Source organism: Nonomuraea bangladeshensis (assembly GCF_039529455.1).
Taxonomy (GTDB): Bacteria; Actinomycetota; Actinomycetes; order Streptosporangiales; family Streptosporangiaceae; genus Nonomuraea; species Nonomuraea bangladeshensis.
In genome coordinates, this window is sequence record NZ_BAAAMV010000012.1 from 338,826 (window position 1) to 358,210 (window position 19,385).

Consider the following 19,385-nt stretch of genomic DNA (forward strand, 5'->3'; position numbering starts at 1 on the left):
TGTCACCCGGCTCAGAGCGCCGGGAAGACCTCCGGCGCGGCTTCGCGCAGGTGCTCCTGGGTGCGTACGGCCGCGTCGAGCGCCTCCCGCAGCGGGCCCAGCAGGACGCCGTCGCGCTTGAGCAGCCGTCCTTCGACCATGACGTCCCGTACCAGGCCGGGGTGCCCGCCGAGCACGAGGCTCGCGGCGGGCTCGACGACCGGCGGGGTGGCGGCGCCGCCGGTGGCGACCACGATGAGGTCGGCCCGCTTGCCCGGGGTGATGCTGCCCGTACGGTCGCCGAGGCCGGCCGCGGCGGCGCCGCCGGCGGTCGCCATGGCGAGCAGGTCACGTGCGGACAGCGGTTCGGGGTGCCCGGACTGCCGGTGCTGGGCGAGGGCGGCCCGCATCTGCGCGAACAGGTCGCCCGACGTGGCGATCTCGGTGTCCACGCTGAGCCCGGTCACCATCCCGGCCGCCTTGAGCCGGCCGGTGGCGGGCGTGCCGAGGCCGGGCATGGTCAGCTCGATGAGCGGCGACACGGTGGCGGTGACGCCGAGGTCCGCGGCCAGTTTCAGCTCGTCGTCGCCGCAGCCGCAGGCGTGCACGATGGTGATCGTCTCGTCGAGCAGGCCGAGCGTGTCGAGCTGGGTGAGGCTGCCGGCGTTGCTGAGGTGCATCGTGGCGCGCAGGCCGAGCGCCCTGGCGAGCTCCAGGTCGCGCTTGACCGCGCTCGCCCGCGACATCTCGGGGCCGCGGGCGGCGAGCGCCATCGTCACCCGGGCCGAGTCTTCCGACAGCCCGGCGCGGACGCGGTGGACGTCGTCGGGCAGCACGGCGTCGCTGTCGCCCACCCAGCGCATCGGGTCGGTCTGCGGCCAGCCGTAGGCGAACACCGCCCTGATCCCGCTCTCGCGCAGCGCCGCGACGGCGGCGTCGGAGTGTTCGGGGGTGTTCTGGATGTGCGCCCAGTCGACGAGCGTGGTGATGCCCGCCTCGATCGCGCCGAGCGCGCCGAGCAGCGTGGCCGCGTGCACGTCGGCCGGGCGGAAGGCCGGGCCGAGGCGCAGGAAGGCGGCCCCGAGGTAGTCCATCAGGCTCCAGTCGAGCCCGAAGTGCCGGGTGGCGGACTGCCAGGTGTGGCGGTGGGCGTCCACGAGGCCGGGCAGGACCAGGGCGCCGCCGGCGTCGAGGACGTCGGCGGCGGGCGGCAGCTCGCGGCCGGCGGGCAGCACGTCCGCGATGCGGCCGTCGCGCACGGCCACGGTCGCCGGGCCGTCGGGGACCGCCGCGTCCATGGTGATGAGGTGGCCGCCGGTGATGATCAGGTCGTACGGGGACATCGCCTTGGACATCGCCTTGGACATCGTCTTGGACATCGTCTTCCTCCCGGGTCGGTGATGCCGTGTTCGTGGCACGACCCGATTTGTGCCATGACCCTCTTGTGGCGGACTCAAGCGGGCGCTTCAGTCGTCCGCAAGTGGCCGCTCGCCCGGCCGGGTCAGCGGGCGAGGCGGGTGCTGACGCCGGTGACGAGCCGGCCGAACAGCCAGGTGGCCAGCCGGTCGGGCAGCGCGACGGCGCCGCGCAGTGCGGCCTCGCTCTGGAACGCCGTACGCGGCCCGGCGGTCGCCACGCCCCGGGTGGCGGCCGTCGAGGCCAGGGCGGCCCGCCGTCTGCGGGCGCGCTCGTAGGCGGGCAGCGCCGCGGCGGCGTTCTCGCCGGTGACTCCGGTGAGGACGTGGGTCAGCGCCGCGACGTCCTCCAGCGCCTGGCCCGCGCCCTGGGCCAGGATGGGCGGCATGGCGTGCGCCGCGTCCCCGATGAGCACGCTCCGCCCGCGCTGCCAGGGCAGGGAGGCGCGGCGCCTGGTGTGCGGGAAGAGCTGGAGGTCCTTCTCCGACAGCGCCGCCAGCAGGGCGGGGACGGGCGCGCCGTAGCTCGCGTACCGTTCGCGCAGGGCGGCCAGCGCGCGTTCGGGGTCGGCCTCGTCGCCGGGCCGCCATCGCAGGTCGATGAGCCATTGGAGCATGCCGTCGCCCGCGGGGAGCAGGCCGACGAGGCCGAGGCGGCCGAGGAAGAGCAGGGAGCGGGAGCCGAGGTCGAAGGGGGCGGGGATCAGTCCCTGCCAGGAGGCCGCGCCGGTCGGGCGGGCGCCGGTCGCCGGGGCGGCGCCGAAGAGGGCGGCGCGGACCGGGCTGTTGGCGCCGTCGGCGCCGATGAGCAGGTCGGCGGCGTGCTGCGTGCCGTCCTCGGTCTCGGCGCGCACGGTCCGGCCGTCGTCGTGGAGCCGGGTGACGCGGGCGCCGAACCGTACGGTGTCCTCCGGCAGGCCCTCGGCGAGCCGGGCGATCAGGGTGCGGCGGGGGATGACCATCGTCGGGGCGCCGAGCTCGCGTTCCAGCCGGGCGGTGTCCACCGTCATCAGCGGCCGGCCGCGGGCGCTGCGCGCCTCCAGGGTGTCGAGCCGCCGGCCCAGCCCTTCCAGGGGGACGCCGAGGTCGCGCAGGACGGTGGTGCCGTTGCTCCACAGGATGATCGCGCAGCCGCCGTCCCGCGGCGCGGGCGCGCGTTCGAGGACGGTGACCTCGTGTCCCGCCGTCCGTAACCCCCTGGCCGCCGCCAGCCCGGCGATGCCGGCTCCCACGATGACGATGCGCATGACCCACCCCTCTACCGTTGGTAGTACTACCTCCAGTAGAGCAGAAGGGGTCCGCGGTCCATGATCCGGATGCGGCGCCGGCCGGGTCAGTGCAGGAGAGTCGCCACCGTCACGGCGGTCAGCACCGTCGCGAGAGGGATGGCGGGAAGGAGGGCGGGCGCGTACGCGAGCACCAGCGCTCCCCCGGCGCCCCCGACGGGGACCGCGGTCAGGACCGTCAGGTCGCGCAATCGGGCCCCCTGCGGGCGGCCGACCGTGATGAGCGCGGCGACGACGCCGGTGAGCGTCCCGGTCAGGTACGTCGTCGACACCGGATGGCCACCGCCGAGCCCGCGCATCGCCGCGCTCTGCAGGCCCATCGCCCCGGCCGCCAGGGCGAGCAGCCCGTGCAGCGGGACGGCGGCGGGCCGGGGACCGGCGGCCACCCAGCCGGCGGCGAACACGGCGAGCACGGCCAGCTCCGCCGCCAGCGCCGCGATCACCCCTCGCGGGCACCTCCACCCGGCCCCGGCCGCCGTCTCCCGCCTGCTCCGGAAGCGGCTCGTGATGCGGGTGCCGCCGAGGACGCCCGCCACGTAACCGCCGATGGCCGTGACCCCGGTCAGGAGCTGGGCGAAGGCGGCGGTGCCGATCGCGAACCCGCACACCACCAGGTTGCCGGTCATGACGCTGCTGAACACGCCGCCGAGCCGGGCGAACCCGGCCACGTCCAGCGCGCCGGTGCCGACGGTGAGCGTGACGGCGAGCACGGCCAGCCGCCCTCCGCCCTCGGCCGGCGGGACCGGCGCCGGCGGGCCGGCGGGCATCAGCCGGGCGCGGGCGCGCGGGTGCCGGGCGTCGTCCCCGCCCCGGTGAGCCTCATCCGCGCCTCCGCCCTCGTCCCGCTTCCGGAGCTCTACCCCGGCCGTCAGGACGGGCCGGCCCGGCGGGCGCGATCATTGCCGGGTCTTTGCGCGGGCGCCGGTCAGGAGGGCGGGCTGACGTAGTGGTGCAGGAGCGCGGGCTCGCCGGCCGCGTTCAGCCAGGTGGCGCGGCTGCTGCCGGTGCGCCGCCAGCCGGAGCGCTCGTAGCGGGCGATGGCCGCCTTCCCCTCGGAGGAGACCTCCAGCGTGACCGGCCGCCCGCCCGCGGCGGCGCGTACGGTGTCGAGGAGCAGCCCGGCGAGCCCCCGCCCCCGCGCGGCCGCGACGACGAACAGCCGGGTGACCTCCAGATCGGCGGTCAGCCCCACGTGCCCGAGCACCGCCGCGTCCTCGACGGCCACCCACGCCCGCTCCAGCCCGCGAGGCGTCAGCCAGCCGCCGGGGTCGTCCGGCCAGTCCACGGGGTAGCGGTCGACGACCTGCACCTCGGCGAGGGCCTTGACGCACGCCTCCAGGTCGCCGGGGGTTCTCGGGCGGATCAGCACACCGGCCAGCCTAGAGCGGCCGGCGTGGAGCGGCGGGCCGGGGTCAGCGGAACCGGCCCGCGATCTGGTCGAGCGCCTGGTCGATGAGGTCGCGGAAGTCGCGTTCGTCGTTGCCCGCGCACCACCACTGGGTGGCGACGCGCAGCGCGGCCAGGAACGCGGCGGTGATCACCTCCGGCCGTACGCCGTCGGGCAGGGCGCGGCCGGTGACCGCCTCGGTGAGCTCGTTCTCCAGCCGGACCCTGACGGTGAGCTGCCGGGCCAGCAGGGAGGGGTGGCGCATGGCGAGGCGGGTGCGGACTAGCAGGTCGCGGTCGCCGCCGCCGGCCTCGTGGTAGAGGACGTCCATGGCGGCGCGCAGTGCCTGCCAGGCGGTCAGCTCGGGCGGCTGGTCGCGTACGCGCCGCACGAGCGTGCCGAGGCGCTGCTCGTCGCCGTAGAGGAGGGCGTCCTCCTTGCCGGCGAAGTAGTTGCTGAACGTGCGGCGCGAGATGTTGGCCGCGTCGGCGATGGCCTCGACGGTGACGTGGTCGAGGCCGTGTTCGAGGGTGAGCCGGAGCGCTGCCTCGTGAACCGCCTGGCGGGTCTCGGCCTTCTTGCGCTCACGCAGCCCTGGCGTGCTGCTCATGATGGAAAGAAGTCTACCCGCCGGGAATATATGCCCAGTGCGCAAAGTTTCCCGATGTGCATGTAAGGTATCCGGGTCCCGCGATCCGGGATCATCCCTGACGTTCGTTCCCCCACAGGAGGTTGCGCGTGAGCGCACAGCCGGCAGCGCCGTCCGCGGCGGAGCCGATGACCCACAAGCAGGTCCTCGAAGCACTGAGCGGCCTGCTCCTCGTGCTGTTCGTCGCCATGATCAGCGGCACCGTCGTCTCGGTGGCGCTCCCGCAGATCATCGGCGCGCTGAACGGCAGCCAGTCGCAGTACACCTGGGTCGTCACCGCGTCCCTGCTGGCCTCGACCGCCTCGACCCCGATCTGGGGCAAGCTCGCGGACCTGTTCAACAAGAAGCTGCTGCTCCAGATCGCCATCGTGATCTTCATGGTGTCCTCGTTGGCCTGCGGTTTCGCCCAGAACACCGGGCAGCTCATCGCCTTCCGCGCGATCCAGGGCCTCGGCATGGGCGCGCTGCAGATCCTCGCCCAGGTCGTCATCGCCGCCATGATCAGCCCGAAGGAGCGCGGCCGTTACAACGGCTACCTCGGCGCGGTCATGGCCGTGGCCACCGTCGGCGGCCCGCTGCTCGGCGGCTTCATCGCCGACACCTCGTGGCTCGGCTGGCGCTGGTGCTTCTTCATCGCGGTGCCGTTCACCGTCGCCGCCTTCGCGCTGCTGGCCAAGACCCTGCACCTGCCCACCGTGCGCCGCACGGACGTGACCATCGACTACTGGGGCGCCGCGCTCATCGCGGCCGGCGTCAGCGTCCTGCTCATCTGGGTGACCTTCGTCGGCAACTCCTTCGAGTGGCTGTCCTGGCAGACGGCCGCCATGGTCGGCGGCGGCGTGGTGCTGCTCGCCCTGGCCACGTGGGTGGAGGCCAAGGTGCGCGAGCCGGTCGTGCCGCTGCACGTCGTCCGCCGCCGCGACCCGGCCCTCGCCATCCTGGCCAGCCTCGCGGTCGGCATGGCGATGTTCGGCGGCGCGGTCTTCCTCGGCCAGTACTTCCAGATCGGCCGCGGGTACGGCCCCACCGCCGCGGGCCTGCTGACCATCCCGATGATGGTCGGCGTGCTGTTCTCCTCGACGATCAGCGGCCGGATGGTGTCCAGGAGCGGGCAGACCAAGCCGTACATCCTGGTCGGGCTGGTCGTGCTGCTGGCGGGCTTCGTCGGGCTGTCGACCATCGACCACGAGACCTCGCTGGTGCTGGTGTCGCTCTACATGCTGGCCGTCGGCGTCGGCGTCGGCATGTCCATGCAGAACCTGGTGCTGGTCATCCAGAACACAGTCCCGCTGCGCGAGATCGGCGCGGCCAGCGGCGCGATCACGTTCTTCCGCTCGCTCGGCGGCACGGTCGGCGTGTCGGTGCTCGGCGCCATCCTGGCCAACCGGGTGGCGACCAGCATCGCCGAGGGCCTCGCCAAGGCGGGCATCCCGGTCACGGGAAGCCAGGCGGGCAGGAGCCTCAACATCGCCGACATGCCCGCGCCGATCGTGCCGATCGTCCGGGCCGCGTACGGCGACGCCACCGGCCACATCTTCCTCGTCTCGGCGGGCATCGCCGTGGTGGGCCTGATCGCCGCGGCGTTCCTGCGGCCCGCCAAGCTGCGCGACAGCCTGGACCTGCCCGAGCCGGCCGGTGAGGCCGCCGAGCAGAAGGTCGCCGGCAAGGCCTGACCCTCGCCATCAAGGCCGCGTCCCTTCAGGGGGCGCGGCCTTCTTCTTGTTCGGAAACTCTCCGAAAGTTTCAAGGGCTGCCGGACGCGTTCTCGCTGACCGCGAGAGCCGTGGACGTACCGGCGAGGTCGCCACGACCGTACGAGGCGTTGACATCCCTCTTGACGAATCCGATACTTTCGCCAGTCTGCCGATAATTTCGAGGTAGAGGAGATCCGATGAACGATGCCCCGACCCGTCACCGACCCCGCCGCGGCGGCCGGCTCCGGCTGCTCCTCGGCGGCGCCTCGGCCCTCGCGCTGATCCTGTCCGCGCTGGTCATGCCCGGCACCGCCGGCGCCGACACGACCGTCACCTCGAACCAGACGGGCACCGACAACGGCTACTTCTACTCGTTCTGGACCGACAGCCCCGGCACCGTCTCCATGAACCTCGGCTCCGGCGGCAACTACAGCACGTCCTGGAGGAACACCGGCAACTTCGTCGCCGGCAAGGGCTGGAGCACCGGCGGCCGCAGGACGGTCACCTACTCGGGCAGCTTCAACCCGTCGGGCAACGCCTACCTGACCCTCTACGGGTGGACCCGGAACCCGCTCATCGAGTACTACATCGTCGACAACTGGGGCACCTTCCGGCCCACCGGGACGTACATGGGCACCGTGACCAGCGACGGCGGCACATACGACATCTACCGGACCACCCGCTACAACGCCCCCTCCATCGAGGGCACCAGGACCTTCGACCAGTACTGGAGCGTCCGGCAGTCGAAGCGGACCGGCGGGACCATCACCGCCGGCAACCACTTCGACGCCTGGGCCGGCAAGGGCATGAACCTCGGCAGCCACGACTACCAGATCCTCGCGACGGAGGGCTACCAGAGCAGCGGCAGCTCCAACATCACGCTCGGCAGCTCCTCCGGGGGCGGAGGGGGCGGCGGCGGAGGGGGCGGCGGTGGCGGCGGCTGCTCCGCGACGCTCTCCGCCGGGCAGCAGTGGAGCGACCGCTACAACCTCAACGTCGCCGTCAGCGGATCGAGCAACTGGACCGTGACGATGAACGTCCCCTCCCCCGCCAAGGTCATCGCCACCTGGAACATCAGCGCCAGTTACCCGAGCGCCCAGACCCTCACCGCCCGGCCCAACGGCAGCGGCAACAACTGGGGGGTGACGATCCAGCACAACGGCAACTACACCTGGCCGACGGTCTCCTGCAGCGCGAGCTGACCAGCTGATCCGCCCCTCGCCGGACCGTGCCCATGACATTCGTCAGGGGACGGCCGGCGATGGGCTGTATAGGCTGCTTGGCGTGAAGGGCAGGCTGTGGAACTGTCTCTACCTCGTCGTCCTGGTCTGGCCGCTGCCCACGTTCCTGGCCTCCTCCCCCTCCCCCGGGCGGGTGGCGCTGGCGGCGGCCGGACTGGCCGCCTTCGTCGGGCTCTACCTGGGGGTCATGTGGTGCGTGGAGCGGTCGCGCCGCGCGGCGGGCCTGCTCGCCCTGGCCCTGCTGTACGCGGTCGCCGCCGCGATGACGCCGCTGCTGGGCGAGCTGTGGCTGTTGTCGATGTGGTTCTTCCTCATCGCGGCGGTGGCCGTGTCGTTGCCGGAGCGGGCGCTGCCGGTGGCGGCGGGGGCGACGATCCTGGCCGTCACGCTGGCCTTCCCGCTGCTGCTCGGCCTGTCGCTGGCCGAACGCTGGTGGTTCCCGCTGCAGGGCGTGATCTTCGCCGTCGCGATGCGCGCCTTCCTGCGGCTGGAGTCGGCGAACCGGGCGCTCAGCCAGGCCAACGCCGAGGTGGAGCGGCTGGCCGTGGACAACGAGCGGCTGCGCTTCGCCCGCGACATGCACGACCTCCTCGGTCACAGCCTCGCGGTGATGACGGTGAAGAGCCAGCTCGCGGCGCGGCTGGTCACCGCCGACCCGGAGCGGGCGCGGGCGGAGGCCGAGGAGGTGGAGGAGCTGTCCCGGCAGGCGCTGGCGGACGTGCGGGAGGCGATCACCGGCTACCGGGAGCTGTCGCTGGCGGATGAGCTGGACGGCGCACGGCGGGCGCTCGCCACCGCCGGGGTGCGGCTGGAGGTGGCCGCCGGGCCGCTGCCCGCCGACGTGGAGCCGGTGCTGGCCTGGGTGGTGCGGGAGGGGACGACCAACGTGGTACGGCACAGCGGTGCCCGCCACTGCCGCATCCGGCTGGGGGTGCGGGGCGGGGAGGCGTACGCGGAGGTGAGCGACGACGGCGGCGGATGCCGTACGGACGTCGCGGGCGCGGCGGGCAACGGGCTGCGGGGGCTGGCCGAGCGGGTCGAGGTGGCGGGCGGCGTCCTGGACGGCGGCCCCGCCGAGGGCGGCGGCTTCCGGCTGAGCGCCCGCCTGCCGCTGGCGGGCGCGGCCGCATGATCCGGGTGCTGCTGGCCGACGACCAGCACCTCGTACGCGCGGCGCTGGCGGCCCTGCTCGGCCTGGAGCCGGACCTGGAGGTGGTCGGCCAGGTGAGCCGCGGCGACGAGGTGGCCCCGGCCGTCACCGCGCTCCGCCCCGACGTGGTGCTGCTCGACATCGAGATGCCCGGCCGCGACGGCCTCACCGTCGCCGGGGAGCTGACGGACGTGCGGGTGATCATCCTGACCACGTTCGGCCGGCCGGGCTACCTGCGGCGGGCGATGGACGCCGGCGTCGCCGGGTACGTGGTCAAGGACGCGCGGGCCGGCGAGCTGGCCGACGCGGTGCGGCGGGTGCACGCGGGCGGCCGGGTGTTCGACCGCAAGCTGGCCGCCGCCAGCGTCTCCACGGGCGCGAACCCGCTGACCGGCCGGGAACGGGACGTCCTGCGGGCCGCGGCGGAGGGCGGCACCGTGGCCGACATCGCCCGCCGCCTCCACCTGTCGGACGGCACCGTGCGCAACTACCTGTCGTCGGCCATCGGCAAGCTCGGCGTCCGCAACCGCGCCGAGGCCGCCCGCGCCGCCGAGGCCAAGGGCTGGCTGTGACCCGCGCGCCCTGCTGACGAACGTCACTACCGGCCCCGCCGGGGCCTGGCGACGCTGGATTCATGGGAAAACGGCTTCTGCCCGCTCTCGGGCTTTTCGTGCTGTCCCCGCTGGCGGGCGAGTTCCTGCTGGGGAACCTGCCCGTCACCGCGCTGCCCGCGCTGATCGTCCTGGCCCCGCTGTACGGGGGCGGCGCCCTGCTCATCCGCGAGCTGGCCCGTCGGCGGGGTGCGGGCTGGCCGGGCATGGTGCTGCTCGCGGTCGCGTACGGGGTGGTGGAGGAGGGGCTGCTCACGCGGTCCCTGTTCGATCCGCACTTCGCCGGGATGGACCTGGCGTCGTACGCGTGGCTGCCGGGCGTGGGCGTGAGCGCCTGGTGGACGACGTTCGTGCTGGGCGGCGTGCACGCGGCGGGGAGCGTTCTCGCGCCGATCGCGGTCATGGAGGCCCTGGTGCCGTCCAGGGCGGAGGAGCCGTGGCTGGGCCGGCCCGGCCTGGTCGTGGCCGGGGTGCTGTACGCGCTGGGCGCGGCGGCGACCGCGCTGAACCCGGACGCCTACCGCGCGCCGGCGGGACAGCTCGCGGCGGCGGCCGTGACGGCGGCCCTGCTGACCGCCCTCGCCCTACGCCGCCACCGGCCCGCCGCCACGCGCACGGAACGGGCGCAGGCGCAGGAGCGGGCACGGGGACAGGTGCCGGGACGGGTGGTGAAGCGGGCGCCGGGGGCGGGGGCGGTGCTGGGGCTCACGCTCGTGGCGGGCCTCGCCTTCTGGCTGGCCGCGCTGACGATCGACGTCCTCCGCGCATGGCCGGCCGTGGCCGCGAACCTCGCCCTGTACGGGGCGGCGTACGCGCTCGTCGCCCGCTGGGCGCGCCGGACGGGTTGGGGGCCGGCCCAGCGGTTCGCGCTGGGGGCGGGCTGGATGCTCACCTACGCCTGGCACTCCTTCCCGCAGCCCCCGGCCCTGCCCGCCACCCCGGCGGTGGACCTGGCGGGGAACGTGGCCTTCGCCGCGGCGGCCGTCGTCCTGCTCGCCGTCGCCTGGTCCCGGGTCCGGTCGGCACGCGGGGCGGAGGAGACCGCCACGCTCTGACTCTCCGCAACGGGGTGTTTTGCCCGGTCCTGACCGTTGCTCTGGCACCGTGGAGTATGGCCATATTGGGGGAAGAACGCTGGCACACCGCCATCCGGGACCGCGCCGCGACGCTGGCTTTTCCGGAGTGGACACCGCGCGCGGAAGACTGGGCGCAGCTCCATACGGGTTTCATCGACGATGGGACGCCCTATACCGAGGTCTCGGTCTACCGGGACGACGACGGCCGGCAGCGCATCCATTACCGCCGCTACATCGCCGAAGAGCTGCAGCATTTCTGGACCCGGCTGATGAGCGAGTCCGGCGACTGACCCCGCCGGCGTCGTCCCGGACAACGCAAGGTGCCCTGCGGCCGGAGGCCGCAGGGCACCAGCACGTCAGGCGTCAGCCCTGGTCGCCCGGCACGTTGTTCTTCCAGTCCTCGGGCTTGGCGGCGCCGGGCTTCTTCTCGGCGCCGTTGCGGCCCGGCATCGCGCCCTTGGCCTTGCCCTTGTTCTTGTCCTTGTCGCCGCTCTTCGGCTTGCGCGCGTCCTGAGCCATCCGACTTCCCTTTCTGCGTGTCACGGAGAGAAGCGGTTCACTACTCCCCGTACACGCGGATGCCCTCAGGGGAGGTCCACGAACGACCGAGCGGCCAAGATGCGACAAAGCACGTTAAATAACGCCGCGCGGGCCGGAAGCCTGTGCGGCATGATGGCGATCGTGACGGACATCGATCCCGCGAGCGCGCGGGCCCTGGCCGAGAGCCTGCGGCAGGTCTACAGCGCCGTGGCCGAGAGCATCGGCGCCGACAACGCGGCCTCCCCCCTGATCACTCAGGTGACCGAGCACCTGGGCTGCCCCCTCAGCGACGTGGTGGTGGTCGAGGAGAGGTACCGCTTCTACGAGCACGCCGCGCTGCAGATCGCCACCGATCTCTACCTCGACCGCCACTCGCCGGGCGCCCGCTGGTTCGGCATCGTCGGCGGCGAGCGCCGCTGGGAGAGCATCATCAACATGCTGCTGGCCGCGATGCGTGACGGGAGCCGGCTGCTCGGCCGCCCCGACTACGGCACGGCCGCGGTCGGGCCCGAGGCCACGATCGAGGTCGTGCAGCTCGGCCTGGTCGCCACCGTCGCGCCGGACGGCACACCGGTGGTCCTCGCGCTGAGCGAGCGCGAGGACCACGAGCCGCACACCCTGCTCACCGTGCTCACGGCCGAGCGAGGCACCGCCACGGCGGTGCGCGAGGAGATCGACCGGCTCAAGCGGGAGCACGACCCGCTCCGCGGCCAGGTGCTCAGCTTCGGATTCAGCGAGCACCGGGACAACGAGCTGCTCACCTTCCTGCCCCGCCCCGAACTGGCCGCCGAGGAGGTGGTGCTGCCGGAGGGACGGCTGGAGGCCATCGAGGAGCACATCGTCGGCATCGCCGAGCTCGCCGACCGGCTGACCGCCGCCGGCCAGCACCTGCGCCGCGGCCTGCTGCTGTACGGGCCGCCGGGAACGGGCAAGACCCACACCACCCGCTACCTGATCGGGCGGTTGCACGAGCACACGGCGGTGCTCATCACCGGGCCCGCCATGCGGCGCATCGACTACGCGGTGGCGCTGGCCCGCACGCTGCAGCCGTCCCTCGTGGTCATCGAGGACGTCGACCTCATCGCCGAGGACCGCGGCCACCACGAGACCAGCCCGCTGCTGTTCTCCCTGCTGGACGCGATGGACGGCATCGGCGGCGACGCGGACGTGACGTTCGTGCTGACCACGAACCGGGTCGAGGCGCTGGAGCGGGCCCTGGTCCAGCGGCCGGGACGGGTGGACCTCGCGGTGGAGGTGCCGCGTCCGGACGCGGCGGCGCGGGAGCGGCTGGTCCGGCTCTACGCGCGTGACCAGCGGATCGACGCCGACACCGGGAAGGTGGTCGCCGCGACCGAGGGCGTGACGGCGTCGTTCGTGAAGGAGCTGATGCGGCGGGTGATCCTGATCGCGCTGCGCGCCGGCGCGCCCGCGCTCACCGACGAGCACTTCGACACGGCGCTGCGGGCGATGGCGGGCGACGACCAGTCACTCACCCGGGCCCTCCTCGGGTCGCAGGAGGGCTCACGGGACGGGGTGATCCCGGCCGACCCGAAGGACACCCGCACCCCGGCCCGCCTGTCACCGCCCGCCTGCTGACCTCCGCCGCTCACCCGCCGCCCACCGCCCCGCCCGGGCGGGCGGGCGGGCGGGGCCGGTCACTCGCCGACGGCCTTGGCCGGACCGGTGGCCTCGCCGGGCAGCAGGGTGGCCGCGGCGCCGGTGATGGCGAGCAGCCGGGCCGGCATGCCGTGCACGCCGGTCAGCACGAGGGAGCCGCCGCGCCGCCACGCCTCGCGCTGCACGCCGAGCAGCGCGCTCAGCCCCGCGCAGTCGCTGAAGCTCAGGCCGGCCGCGTCGATGACGATCCTGCGTACGCCGCGGCTCAGCAGCTCGTCGCAGGCGGCGCTCAGCCGCGGGCGGGTGAGGAGGTCGAGCTCGCCGTCGAGGCGCACCACGGCGTCCCCGTCGCGCTCCTCGACCAGGACCGTCAGCCAGTCGGGCGCGCGGCCGCCGGGCAGCGCGTGGCCGGATTCGTCGGTGGTCATCGGCATCGGGTGGCTCCTGTCACGACGGAAGAGAAGGCGCGCGGCGGTCGAGGTCTCCGTCCGGTCGCTCCTGGCCGGGCGGGTGGTCGTCGGTGAACAGGGACAACAGCCCTTCGATCTGATGGTCGGCGTCGGCGGGGTGGCGGAACGGACGGCTGGGGTCGACGCTGTAGCGGGTGCGTCTGCCCACGCGGGTGCGGGTGATGTAGCCGCCGCGTTCCAGATCGGTCACGATGTTCTGGGCGGCGCGCTCGGTGATGCCGATCGCGGCCGCGATGTCGCGCACCCGCGCGCCGGGATCGCGGGCGATCTCGGTGAGCACCCGGGCGTGGTTGGTCAGGAACGTCCAGGACCGGTCCGCCGGGGAGGAACGCACCTGCTCCATTGATCCTCCTGGTGGTCGCGGATGGGTGGTGTGCGCACGTCCTGGCGAAATACTATTACGGAAAAGTTTTTCGTGAAAGTGGGGGGCGCACCGCGCGCCGTTCAGTGAGCGGTTGGACCCGCGTAGTCCATGTAGAGGCGGAGCCGGGAGTGGCCGTCCGGGTGGTCGAGGTCGACCCGGTCGCAGACGCTGCGGATGATGAACAGGCCCATGCCGCTCGTGGGGTTGCGGGCCGGGAGCCGCCTCAGGTGCTCGGGGAGGAGGGTGCCGCCCTCGTCCAGGATCTCGACGACCATGCCCTTGTCGCCGGCGCGGGCGACGAGCCGGCCGCCCTCTCCGCCGTGGTCCAGCACGTTCGTGACGGCCTCGTTGACCGCCAGGACCAGCAGCTCCACCCGTCTGGCCGTCATGCCGGACGTCAGGGCGTGATCGCGGAGCACCGCCCGGACCGCGCCCAGGTCCGTGCCGGTGGGGAGGCTCAGTTCGAGCAGGTCGCTCAACGTGTCATGTCCCGTCTCGTCAACGTGCCGCGGCTCACGGGCGGATCCGTCCACTGTGAGACCGCCCGCCCGCCGGAGAGGCAGTCGGGGGCTCCTGATGCCGGCACGACGGTCATTCCGGACGTATCAGCCCGTTCGTGGCGTGGTCGAGGTCGTCGTAGGCGGGCAGCTGCTCCTCCAGCTGGGTGATCTCCAGCAGCGCCGCCATGCTCGGGTTCACCTCGATGAGCCGCAGGCCGCCGCTCCGCTCGCGCGCCCGCTCCTGCGCGATGACCAGCGCGCGCAGCCCGCTGGAGTCGCAGAAGGCCAGGCCGCCCAGGTCGCAGACGATGTGCGGGCACTCGTGCGGCGCGCCGCCGAGCAGCTCGTCGAACGCGCGCGACAGGTCGGGCTGGGTCTGCCTGTCGAGCTCACCGCTCAGGGTCAGCAACCAGTAGCCAGGCCGGCGCTCCACCTCGATCGCGAGTGCCGTCACCGCTTTCCCCTCAAGGTCCGTGATCCAGGCCGGACGTCTCGTCCGGGCCGTCGCGGAACCCCCGCGGCGGCTAGGCGGCAAGCCTACGCGGACGCGGACGGCCCGCGGTACGCCCCTCCTGGCGCCGCATCTCGGGGAATCGCCCACAATCGTCTTCACTGGTCGTCGACAATCTTGTTTCTTCCTGGTCCACACCTGATCGCGTCCGATTCCCGCGGTGGTCGCGGCGAGGGCGCCCAGATCCGGCGTCAGGCACGCTCCCGCAGCGGTTCACGGCATATGTCCCGCAGCATTGTCAGCCGCCCCTTCCCCCCGCCGCCACGCCGAAACCCGGGCGTTCAGGCGTGGATGAACGGCGGAATTCAGCCGGGGAGCAGGGCGGAGCTGAGGCCGAGAACGGCGGTGACGAGATTGTCGCCGAGCCGCCGCCAGGCCCGTTCCGCCTCGTCCGGCGTGGCTTCCCCTGCGGCCAGCTCGGTCTCCAGGTCGGCGCACATGTGGACGAGGAGCAGCCGGATCATGGCCGCGTGCCGCTCGGTGAGCTCGGCGTCCCGCCCGGCCCCGGCGACGGGGTGGAGGCGGTCGAGGCGCTGGAAGGAGGGCGTGCAGGTGTACGCCCTCCGCGCGTGCTCGCGCAGCCCCGGATCCACGACGGCCTGCGCGAGGAAGCGCCCGTACCAGGAGGGGGTGCCGAGCTCGACGTGATGCTCGATGCCGGGCTCGACGACGCAGGCGATCCACTCGCGCGGCGACGCCTCACCCCGCTCCTCCAGCACGGCCACCAGCCGGGACCGGTGCCGTTCGACCGCGGCCGCGTGCTGCTCCAGGATGGCGACGATCAGCTCGTCCCGGGAGCTGAAGTGGTACTGCACGGCGGAGTTGTTGCGCTGCCCGGCCGCCTCGCGGATCATCCGCATGGAGACGCCGGCGAAGCCGTGCTCGGCGTACAGGCGTTCGGCGGTCCGCATGAGCTTGTCCCGGGCGCGCAGCGAGCGCGGGGACGGCCGGGAGGACGGCGCGGGGACCGCCGTGCTGACGTTCATGACCGTCCTTAATGATGAATTCGGTGCAGTCTTTCCCCGATTATCACCACGGACGCGGCCGGCTCACCAGGTCACCCACACCTCCTGGAGCCCGCCGGCGATGCCGCCGGTGCGCAGCCGCAGGTCGGACGGGTGGTCGCGGAGCCCGAGGCCGGGCAGGCGCCGGGTGAGCAGGCCGAGCACGACCTGCAGCTCCACGCGGGCCAGCGGCTGGCCCAGGCAGTAGTGCGGGCCGGCGCCGAAGGTGAGGTGCTGGGCGACGTTGGGCCGCCTGGGGTCGAATCGGTCGGGGTCGGGGAACTTCGCCGGGTCGCGGTTGGCGGCCGTGGTGCTGGGGATCACCGTGCTGCCCGCGGGCACGAGGGTGCCGCTCAGCTCGACGTCCTCGGTGATGTACCGGGGCACGCCGCCGATGATCGACAGCGTGCTGTCCAGGCGCAGCACCTCCTCGACGGTGCCCGGGATCAGGTCGGGGTCGTCGACGACGGCCTCGTAGCGGGAGCGCTCGGACAGCAGCACGGCCGTCATGATCGCGATCATGTTGGAGGTGGTCTCGTGCCCGGCCAGCAGCAGCCCGCGCACGGTGGAGATCAGCTCGTCCTTGCCGAGCCGGCCGTCCTCGGCGTCGCTGATCTGGGTGAGCTCGCTCAGCAGGTCGTCGCCGGGATCGGCGCGGTTGCGGTCGACGAGGTCCGACACGTAGGCGTTGAACTCGCTGTAGGCCTGGTCGACCTCCTGCTGCGTGTAGGCGGTCAGCGTGAGCATCACCCGCGACCAGTGCGCGAACTTGTCCTGGTCCTCGGCCGGCGCGCCGACCAGGGCGCAGATGACGCGCACCGGCAGGGGCAGCGCGAGCCCGGTCGTCAGGTTGCCCGGGGAGCCCTTGGCGAGCATGGCGTCCAGCAGGTCCTCGGCCATGGCCTGGACGCGGGGCCGCCACACCTCCATCTTGCGCTGCGTGAACCAGCCGCTGAGCAGCCGCCGCCACCGCAGGTGGCCCTGCCCGTCGCGGATGGCGGAGCCGCCGGCCCGCTGCCGGCTGAACACGCCGCCGTCCTCGGTGGTGGCCAGCCGGGCCGCGCCCTCCCTGGCCAGGTCGCGGCTGAAGCGCGGGTCGGCCATCACGGAGCGGGCGTCGTCGTAGCGGGTGACGAGGGTGGCCACGTCGCCGCTCGGCAGGCGTACGTGCGCCACCGGGCAGCCTTCGCGCAGCTCGGCGAGCCGCGGCGGCGGCTCCAGCGCGGCAGGGCGGTCGAACGGGTATGCGGGGATCTCGTCAGCCATCGCTTTGGCCCTCCAGCCGGTGAGTCCGACCCTCCGAATATAAGATGATCATCTTATTCCGGCAACGTCCGCCCGCCGCCGCGTTGTTCCCGCCCGCTTCTGGGTACTGGCGAGGCTTCCGATCGAGAGGAGGCGGCGTGAGCCGAGGCGGTTCCCAGCAGGCGACCCTGGCGGCCCTGGCGGCCAACATCGGGATCGCGGTGATGAAGTTCGTGGCGTTCCTCTTCACGGGCTCGTCGTCGATGCTCGCCGAGGGCATCCACTCCGTCGCCGACTCCGGCAACCAGGGGCTGCTGCTGCTCGGCCGGTCGCGCTCGAAACGCGGGCCCACGCCGGCCCACCCGTTCGGGTACGGCCGCGAGCGGTACTTCTACGCCTTCCTCGTGTCGGTGGTGCTGTTCTTCGGCGGCGGCCTGTTCGCCCTGTACGAGGGCTACGAGAAGATCAGCGACCCGCACCCGCTGGAGAGCTGGCCGTGGGCGGTCGGGGTGCTGCTGGGCGCGATCGTCATGGAGGGCCTGTCGCTGCGCACCGCCGTCCGCAACGCCAACCGGTTGCGCAAGAACCGGTCCTGGACCCGCTACATCCGCGACGCCAAGGCCCCGGAGCTGCCGGTGGTGCTGCTGGAGGACGCCGCGGCCCTGACCGGCCTGGCCTTCGCCCTGATCGGCGTCACCCTCGCCCTGATCACCGGCAACACGGTCTGGGACGGGGTCGGCTCGGTCGCGATCGGCGTCCTGCTGATCATCGTGGCGGTGACGCTCGCCAGGGAGACCAAGAGCATGATCATCGGCGAGGCCGCCTCCCCCGAGATCCAGCGCTCCATCGAGGACGTGCTCAGGGACGACGACGTCATCGCCGGTTACACCCAGCTCCGCACCCTGCACCTGGGGCCGGAGGACCTGCTCGTGGCCGCCCGCGTCACCGTCGCGGGGCACCGGGAGTCGGACGCGGTCGCCGAGGCGCTCGGCGAGACCGAGCGGCGCATCCGCGACCGGGTGCCGATCGCCTCCGTGATCTACCTCTCCCCTGCCCCCGCCACCGAGCAGGAGCGGCGGCAGGGCGACCAGGATCAGGTGAAGCGGCGGTAGCTGACGGCGCGGCCGTCGTTGGCGACGGTCCCGATGCTGACGGTGGACCCGGCGTGCGGCGCGTGGATCATCTTGCCGTCGCCGATGTAGACGCCGACGTGCCCGGCGGGGTTGCCGAAGAAGACCAGGTCGCCGGGCTGCGGCGTGCTGACCGGCGTGCCGCTCGCCTGGTAGCCGGCGGCGGTGGTGTCGCCGATCTTGATGCCCGCCTGGTTGAGCACGTAGTAGACGAGGCCGCTGCAGTCGAAGGCCGACGGGCCGTTGGCGCCCCACACGTACGGCTTGCCCATGTGCAGTCTGGCGGCCTCCACGATGCGGGCGCCGGTGGCGGTGCCCTTCTCGAACGGCAGGGGCGTCGGCGGCGGGCCGTCCCCGGCGTAGCCGGCCCCGGGTCCGCCGCCAGGCCCGCCCCCGGTTCCGCCCATCGGGCCGGCCCCGCCTCCGTCGTTGCCCTGCAGGGTCGTCTTCGGCAGCGGAGCGGGCTCCCACTTCACCGTGTGGCCCGGTCCCGGCACGAACGTCTGGTCGCCGGACGCCTTGATCGCGGCGAACGTCGCCGCCCGGTCGCTCGGCGCCTTGGTCTCGGCGGTCGCCCAGTCGCCCAGGAGCTTCTTGACGTCCTTCATGGCCTGGGTCACGGCCGTCTCGGCGTCCTTGCCGTGCGGCCGGGCGTCGGAAAGCGCCTTGGCGACCAGGGGCTTGACCGCGGCGTCGTCCTCCTTCTTGTCGGCCTTGGGGTGGGCCGTCCGCCAGGCGCGCACGTCGTCCAGCAGCGTGTTGCAGATCCCCTCGACCTTCGACTTGGCCGTCTCCAGCGCCTGGGCGGCGTTGTCGAGTGCGCCCGCGCTGTTGGTCAGGGCGTGGTGGAAGGCCGTGCCCGCGCGCTCGTAGCCGCTCATGTAGGCGACGAAGGCGTCCGCGGACCCGCCGTTCCACGCGTTGTCGACGGTGCGGACCGCGGCGCTGACCCGGCCGGCGTAGCCGTCGACCTTGCCGGCCGCGCCGCGCCACCGCTTGGCGATGCCGCGGATGGTCTCGGGGCTGCCGCTGACCTTGCGCAGCAGCTCGGCCAGCTCGGCGCCGTCCGGCAGCGCGGCGACCTGCTCGGCGACGCCCATCAGGAGTCCGCCCCGCTGGCCAGGTTGGCGTTGCGGACGTTCTGCCGCACCTTGTCCAGCGCCGCTTCGACGCCTTTGAGCTTGGAGCCGGCCTGGCCCAGCTCGCCGCCCGCCTCCTTCTCGATCGCGTCGACGGCGGAGGCCAGGCCGGAGGAGTCGGCCAGCTTGCCGAAGATCAGGGAGTCGGTGGCGCCGGCGGGATAGCCCCCGGCCAGCTCGGTCGCTTCCTTGCCCACCCGCAGCGCGACGGACGCACAGTCCTCCAACGCCTGGAAGTGGACTTCTAGCCCGCCCATCGCCAGCTCACCCCGTGTGTTCGCCGTGATCTCCGTCGGTGCGGGATCCATCTTGCACCAATCGCCCCTTCTGACGCATCCGTCCGGCCGGATCGGGCCCGCCTTCCCGATGTATCGGCA

At 73.2% G+C, this 19,385-nt stretch carries 22 protein-coding genes; 8 read left to right on the top strand and 14 right to left on the bottom strand.

All coding sequences use genetic code 11. The features are described 5' to 3' along the window. Positions 1 to 11: 11 nt before the first annotated feature. The 5 genes from ABD292_RS38880 to ABD292_RS38900 form a co-directional block, all read right to left on the bottom strand. The gene (locus ABD292_RS38880) at positions 12 to 1,358 is read right to left on the bottom strand and encodes an amidohydrolase family protein (protein WP_344216550.1); all 1,347 of its coding nucleotides are present in this window, start codon (positions 1,356 to 1,358) and stop codon (positions 12 to 14) included. A 122-nt stretch (positions 1,359 to 1,480) separates the two neighbouring features. After that, positions 1,481 to 2,641, bottom strand: coding sequence for an FAD-dependent oxidoreductase (locus ABD292_RS38885; RefSeq protein WP_344216552.1), 1,161 nt, complete (start codon positions 2,639 to 2,641; stop codon positions 1,481 to 1,483). 86 nt (positions 2,642 to 2,727) lie between these two features. Further along, complete coding sequence (locus tag ABD292_RS38890; RefSeq protein ID WP_344216554.1) at positions 2,728 to 3,447, bottom strand: DUF1275 family protein; 720 nt, start codon at positions 3,445 to 3,447, stop codon at positions 2,728 to 2,730. Between the two features lie 158 nt (positions 3,448 to 3,605). Continuing rightward, positions 3,606 to 4,049 carry a GNAT family N-acetyltransferase gene (locus ABD292_RS38895; protein WP_344216556.1) on the bottom strand — a complete coding sequence of 148 codons (444 nt, stop codon included), beginning with the start codon at positions 4,047 to 4,049 and terminating at the stop codon, positions 3,606 to 3,608. Positions 4,050 to 4,092: 43 nt separating this feature from the next. After that, the gene (locus ABD292_RS38900) at positions 4,093 to 4,677 is read right to left on the bottom strand and encodes a TetR/AcrR family transcriptional regulator (protein WP_344216558.1); all 585 of its coding nucleotides are present in this window, start codon (positions 4,675 to 4,677) and stop codon (positions 4,093 to 4,095) included. 167 nt (positions 4,678 to 4,844) lie between these two features. Between ABD292_RS38900 and ABD292_RS38905 the strand changes: the two genes are divergently transcribed. The 6 genes from ABD292_RS38905 (at position 4,845) to ABD292_RS38930 (ending at position 10,778) form a co-directional block, all read left to right on the top strand. Further along, a complete protein-coding gene (locus ABD292_RS38905) occupies positions 4,845 to 6,389 on the top strand; it encodes an MDR family MFS transporter (RefSeq protein ID WP_344216637.1) in 1,545 nt (514 codons plus the stop codon). A 218-nt stretch (positions 6,390 to 6,607) separates the two neighbouring features. Further along, complete coding sequence (locus tag ABD292_RS38910) at positions 6,608 to 7,612, top strand: glycoside hydrolase family 11 protein (RefSeq protein WP_344216560.1); 1,005 nt, start codon at positions 6,608 to 6,610, stop codon at positions 7,610 to 7,612. An 82-nt stretch (positions 7,613 to 7,694) separates the two neighbouring features. Next, positions 7,695 to 8,783, top strand: coding sequence for a sensor histidine kinase (locus ABD292_RS38915; protein ID WP_344216562.1), 1,089 nt, complete (start codon positions 7,695 to 7,697; stop codon positions 8,781 to 8,783). Next, positions 8,780 to 9,373: a response regulator transcription factor gene (locus ABD292_RS38920; RefSeq protein ID WP_344216564.1), complete on the top strand. Its 594-nt coding sequence runs from the start codon at positions 8,780 to 8,782 to the stop codon at positions 9,371 to 9,373. The genes ABD292_RS38915 and ABD292_RS38920 overlap by 4 nt, the downstream gene beginning before the upstream one ends. A gap of 62 nt (positions 9,374 to 9,435) precedes the next feature. Then, positions 9,436 to 10,467 (top strand): hypothetical protein, encoded by a 1,032-nt coding sequence (locus ABD292_RS38925; RefSeq protein WP_344216566.1) that lies wholly within the window; start codon positions 9,436 to 9,438, stop codon positions 10,465 to 10,467. A 56-nt stretch (positions 10,468 to 10,523) separates the two neighbouring features. Further along, the gene (locus ABD292_RS38930; RefSeq protein ID WP_344216568.1) at positions 10,524 to 10,778 is read left to right on the top strand and encodes a hypothetical protein; all 255 of its coding nucleotides are present in this window, start codon (positions 10,524 to 10,526) and stop codon (positions 10,776 to 10,778) included. A gap of 73 nt (positions 10,779 to 10,851) precedes the next feature. Here ABD292_RS38930 and ABD292_RS38935 read toward each other — a convergent pair whose 3' ends face one another. Then, positions 10,852 to 11,007 (bottom strand): hypothetical protein, encoded by a 156-nt coding sequence (locus ABD292_RS38935; protein WP_329576518.1) that lies wholly within the window; start codon positions 11,005 to 11,007, stop codon positions 10,852 to 10,854. 162 nt (positions 11,008 to 11,169) lie between these two features. Between ABD292_RS38935 and ABD292_RS38940 the strand changes: the two genes are divergently transcribed. Next, positions 11,170 to 12,624: an AAA family ATPase gene (locus tag ABD292_RS38940; RefSeq protein ID WP_344216571.1), complete on the top strand. Its 1,455-nt coding sequence runs from the start codon at positions 11,170 to 11,172 to the stop codon at positions 12,622 to 12,624. Between the two features lie 59 nt (positions 12,625 to 12,683). Here ABD292_RS38940 and ABD292_RS38945 read toward each other — a convergent pair whose 3' ends face one another. From ABD292_RS38945 to ABD292_RS38970, 6 genes are all read right to left on the bottom strand, one after another. Continuing rightward, complete coding sequence (locus ABD292_RS38945) at positions 12,684 to 13,079, bottom strand: STAS domain-containing protein (protein WP_344216573.1); 396 nt, start codon at positions 13,077 to 13,079, stop codon at positions 12,684 to 12,686. 13 nt (positions 13,080 to 13,092) lie between these two features. Continuing rightward, a complete protein-coding gene (locus tag ABD292_RS38950; protein ID WP_344216575.1) occupies positions 13,093 to 13,458 on the bottom strand; it encodes a MarR family transcriptional regulator in 366 nt (121 codons plus the stop codon). A gap of 101 nt (positions 13,459 to 13,559) precedes the next feature. Then, a complete protein-coding gene (locus ABD292_RS38955; RefSeq protein ID WP_344216577.1) occupies positions 13,560 to 13,958 on the bottom strand; it encodes an ATP-binding protein in 399 nt (132 codons plus the stop codon). A 112-nt stretch (positions 13,959 to 14,070) separates the two neighbouring features. Beyond that, positions 14,071 to 14,433, bottom strand: a complete 363-nt coding sequence (locus ABD292_RS38960) for an STAS domain-containing protein (RefSeq protein WP_344216579.1) — start codon at positions 14,431 to 14,433, stop codon at positions 14,071 to 14,073. Positions 14,434 to 14,795: 362 nt separating this feature from the next. Continuing rightward, the gene (locus ABD292_RS38965; RefSeq protein ID WP_344216582.1) at positions 14,796 to 15,476 is read right to left on the bottom strand and encodes a TetR/AcrR family transcriptional regulator; all 681 of its coding nucleotides are present in this window, start codon (positions 15,474 to 15,476) and stop codon (positions 14,796 to 14,798) included. A 63-nt stretch (positions 15,477 to 15,539) separates the two neighbouring features. Next, positions 15,540 to 16,760, bottom strand: coding sequence for a cytochrome P450 (locus ABD292_RS38970; protein WP_344216584.1), 1,221 nt, complete (start codon positions 16,758 to 16,760; stop codon positions 15,540 to 15,542). Positions 16,761 to 16,897: 137 nt separating this feature from the next. Here ABD292_RS38970 and ABD292_RS38975 point away from each other — a divergent pair, with 137 nt between their 5' ends. Continuing rightward, complete coding sequence (locus ABD292_RS38975; protein WP_344216586.1) at positions 16,898 to 17,851, top strand: cation diffusion facilitator family transporter; 954 nt, start codon at positions 16,898 to 16,900, stop codon at positions 17,849 to 17,851. Here the strand turns inward: ABD292_RS38975 and ABD292_RS38980 are convergent. Together ABD292_RS38980 and ABD292_RS38985 are read right to left on the bottom strand one after the other, a co-directional pair. Further along, positions 17,833 to 18,969 carry a bifunctional WXG100 family type VII secretion target/C40 family peptidase gene (locus ABD292_RS38980; RefSeq protein WP_344216588.1) on the bottom strand — a complete coding sequence of 379 codons (1,137 nt, stop codon included), beginning with the start codon at positions 18,967 to 18,969 and terminating at the stop codon, positions 17,833 to 17,835. The genes ABD292_RS38975 and ABD292_RS38980 overlap by 19 nt on opposite strands. Then, positions 18,969 to 19,265, bottom strand: coding sequence for a hypothetical protein (locus ABD292_RS38985; protein WP_344216590.1), 297 nt, complete (start codon positions 19,263 to 19,265; stop codon positions 18,969 to 18,971). Before ABD292_RS38985 ends, ABD292_RS38980 begins: the two co-directional genes overlap by 1 nt. Between the last annotated feature and the right edge of the window lie 120 nt (positions 19,266 to 19,385).

What these genes read in the sequence shown, in the direction of transcription:
- ABD292_RS38880 (WP_344216550.1), bottom strand. Translation starts at nt 1,358, where the DNA reads ATGTCCAAGACGATGTCCAAGGCGATGTCCAAGGCGATGTCCCCGTAC.
- ABD292_RS38885 (WP_344216552.1), bottom strand. Translation starts at nt 2,641, where the DNA reads ATGCGCATCGTCATCGTGGGAGCCGGCATCGCCGGGCTGGCGGCGGCC.
- ABD292_RS38890 (WP_344216554.1), bottom strand. Translation starts at nt 3,447, where the DNA reads ATGCCCGCCGGCCCGCCGGCGCCGGTCCCGCCGGCCGAGGGCGGAGGG.
- ABD292_RS38900 (WP_344216558.1), bottom strand. Translation starts at nt 4,677, where the DNA reads ATGAGCAGCACGCCAGGGCTGCGTGAGCGCAAGAAGGCCGAGACCCGC.
- ABD292_RS38905 (WP_344216637.1), top strand. Translation starts at nt 4,845, where the DNA reads ATGACCCACAAGCAGGTCCTCGAAGCACTGAGCGGCCTGCTCCTCGTG.
- ABD292_RS38910 (WP_344216560.1), top strand. Translation starts at nt 6,608, where the DNA reads ATGAACGATGCCCCGACCCGTCACCGACCCCGCCGCGGCGGCCGGCTC.
- ABD292_RS38920 (WP_344216564.1), top strand. Translation starts at nt 8,780, where the DNA reads ATGATCCGGGTGCTGCTGGCCGACGACCAGCACCTCGTACGCGCGGCG.
- ABD292_RS38925 (WP_344216566.1), top strand. Translation starts at nt 9,436, where the DNA reads ATGGGAAAACGGCTTCTGCCCGCTCTCGGGCTTTTCGTGCTGTCCCCG.
- ABD292_RS38930 (WP_344216568.1), top strand. Translation starts at nt 10,524, where the DNA reads ATGGCCATATTGGGGGAAGAACGCTGGCACACCGCCATCCGGGACCGC.
- ABD292_RS38935 (WP_329576518.1), bottom strand. Translation starts at nt 11,007, where the DNA reads ATGGCTCAGGACGCGCGCAAGCCGAAGAGCGGCGACAAGGACAAGAAC.
- ABD292_RS38945 (WP_344216573.1), bottom strand. Translation starts at nt 13,079, where the DNA reads ATGCCGATGACCACCGACGAATCCGGCCACGCGCTGCCCGGCGGCCGC.
- ABD292_RS38950 (WP_344216575.1), bottom strand. Translation starts at nt 13,458, where the DNA reads ATGGAGCAGGTGCGTTCCTCCCCGGCGGACCGGTCCTGGACGTTCCTG.
- ABD292_RS38965 (WP_344216582.1), bottom strand. Translation starts at nt 15,476, where the DNA reads ATGAACGTCAGCACGGCGGTCCCCGCGCCGTCCTCCCGGCCGTCCCCG.
- ABD292_RS38970 (WP_344216584.1), bottom strand. Translation starts at nt 16,760, where the DNA reads ATGGCTGACGAGATCCCCGCATACCCGTTCGACCGCCCTGCCGCGCTG.
- ABD292_RS38980 (WP_344216588.1), bottom strand. Translation starts at nt 18,969, where the DNA reads ATGGGCGTCGCCGAGCAGGTCGCCGCGCTGCCGGACGGCGCCGAGCTG.
- ABD292_RS38985 (WP_344216590.1), bottom strand. Translation starts at nt 19,265, where the DNA reads ATGGGCGGGCTAGAAGTCCACTTCCAGGCGTTGGAGGACTGTGCGTCC.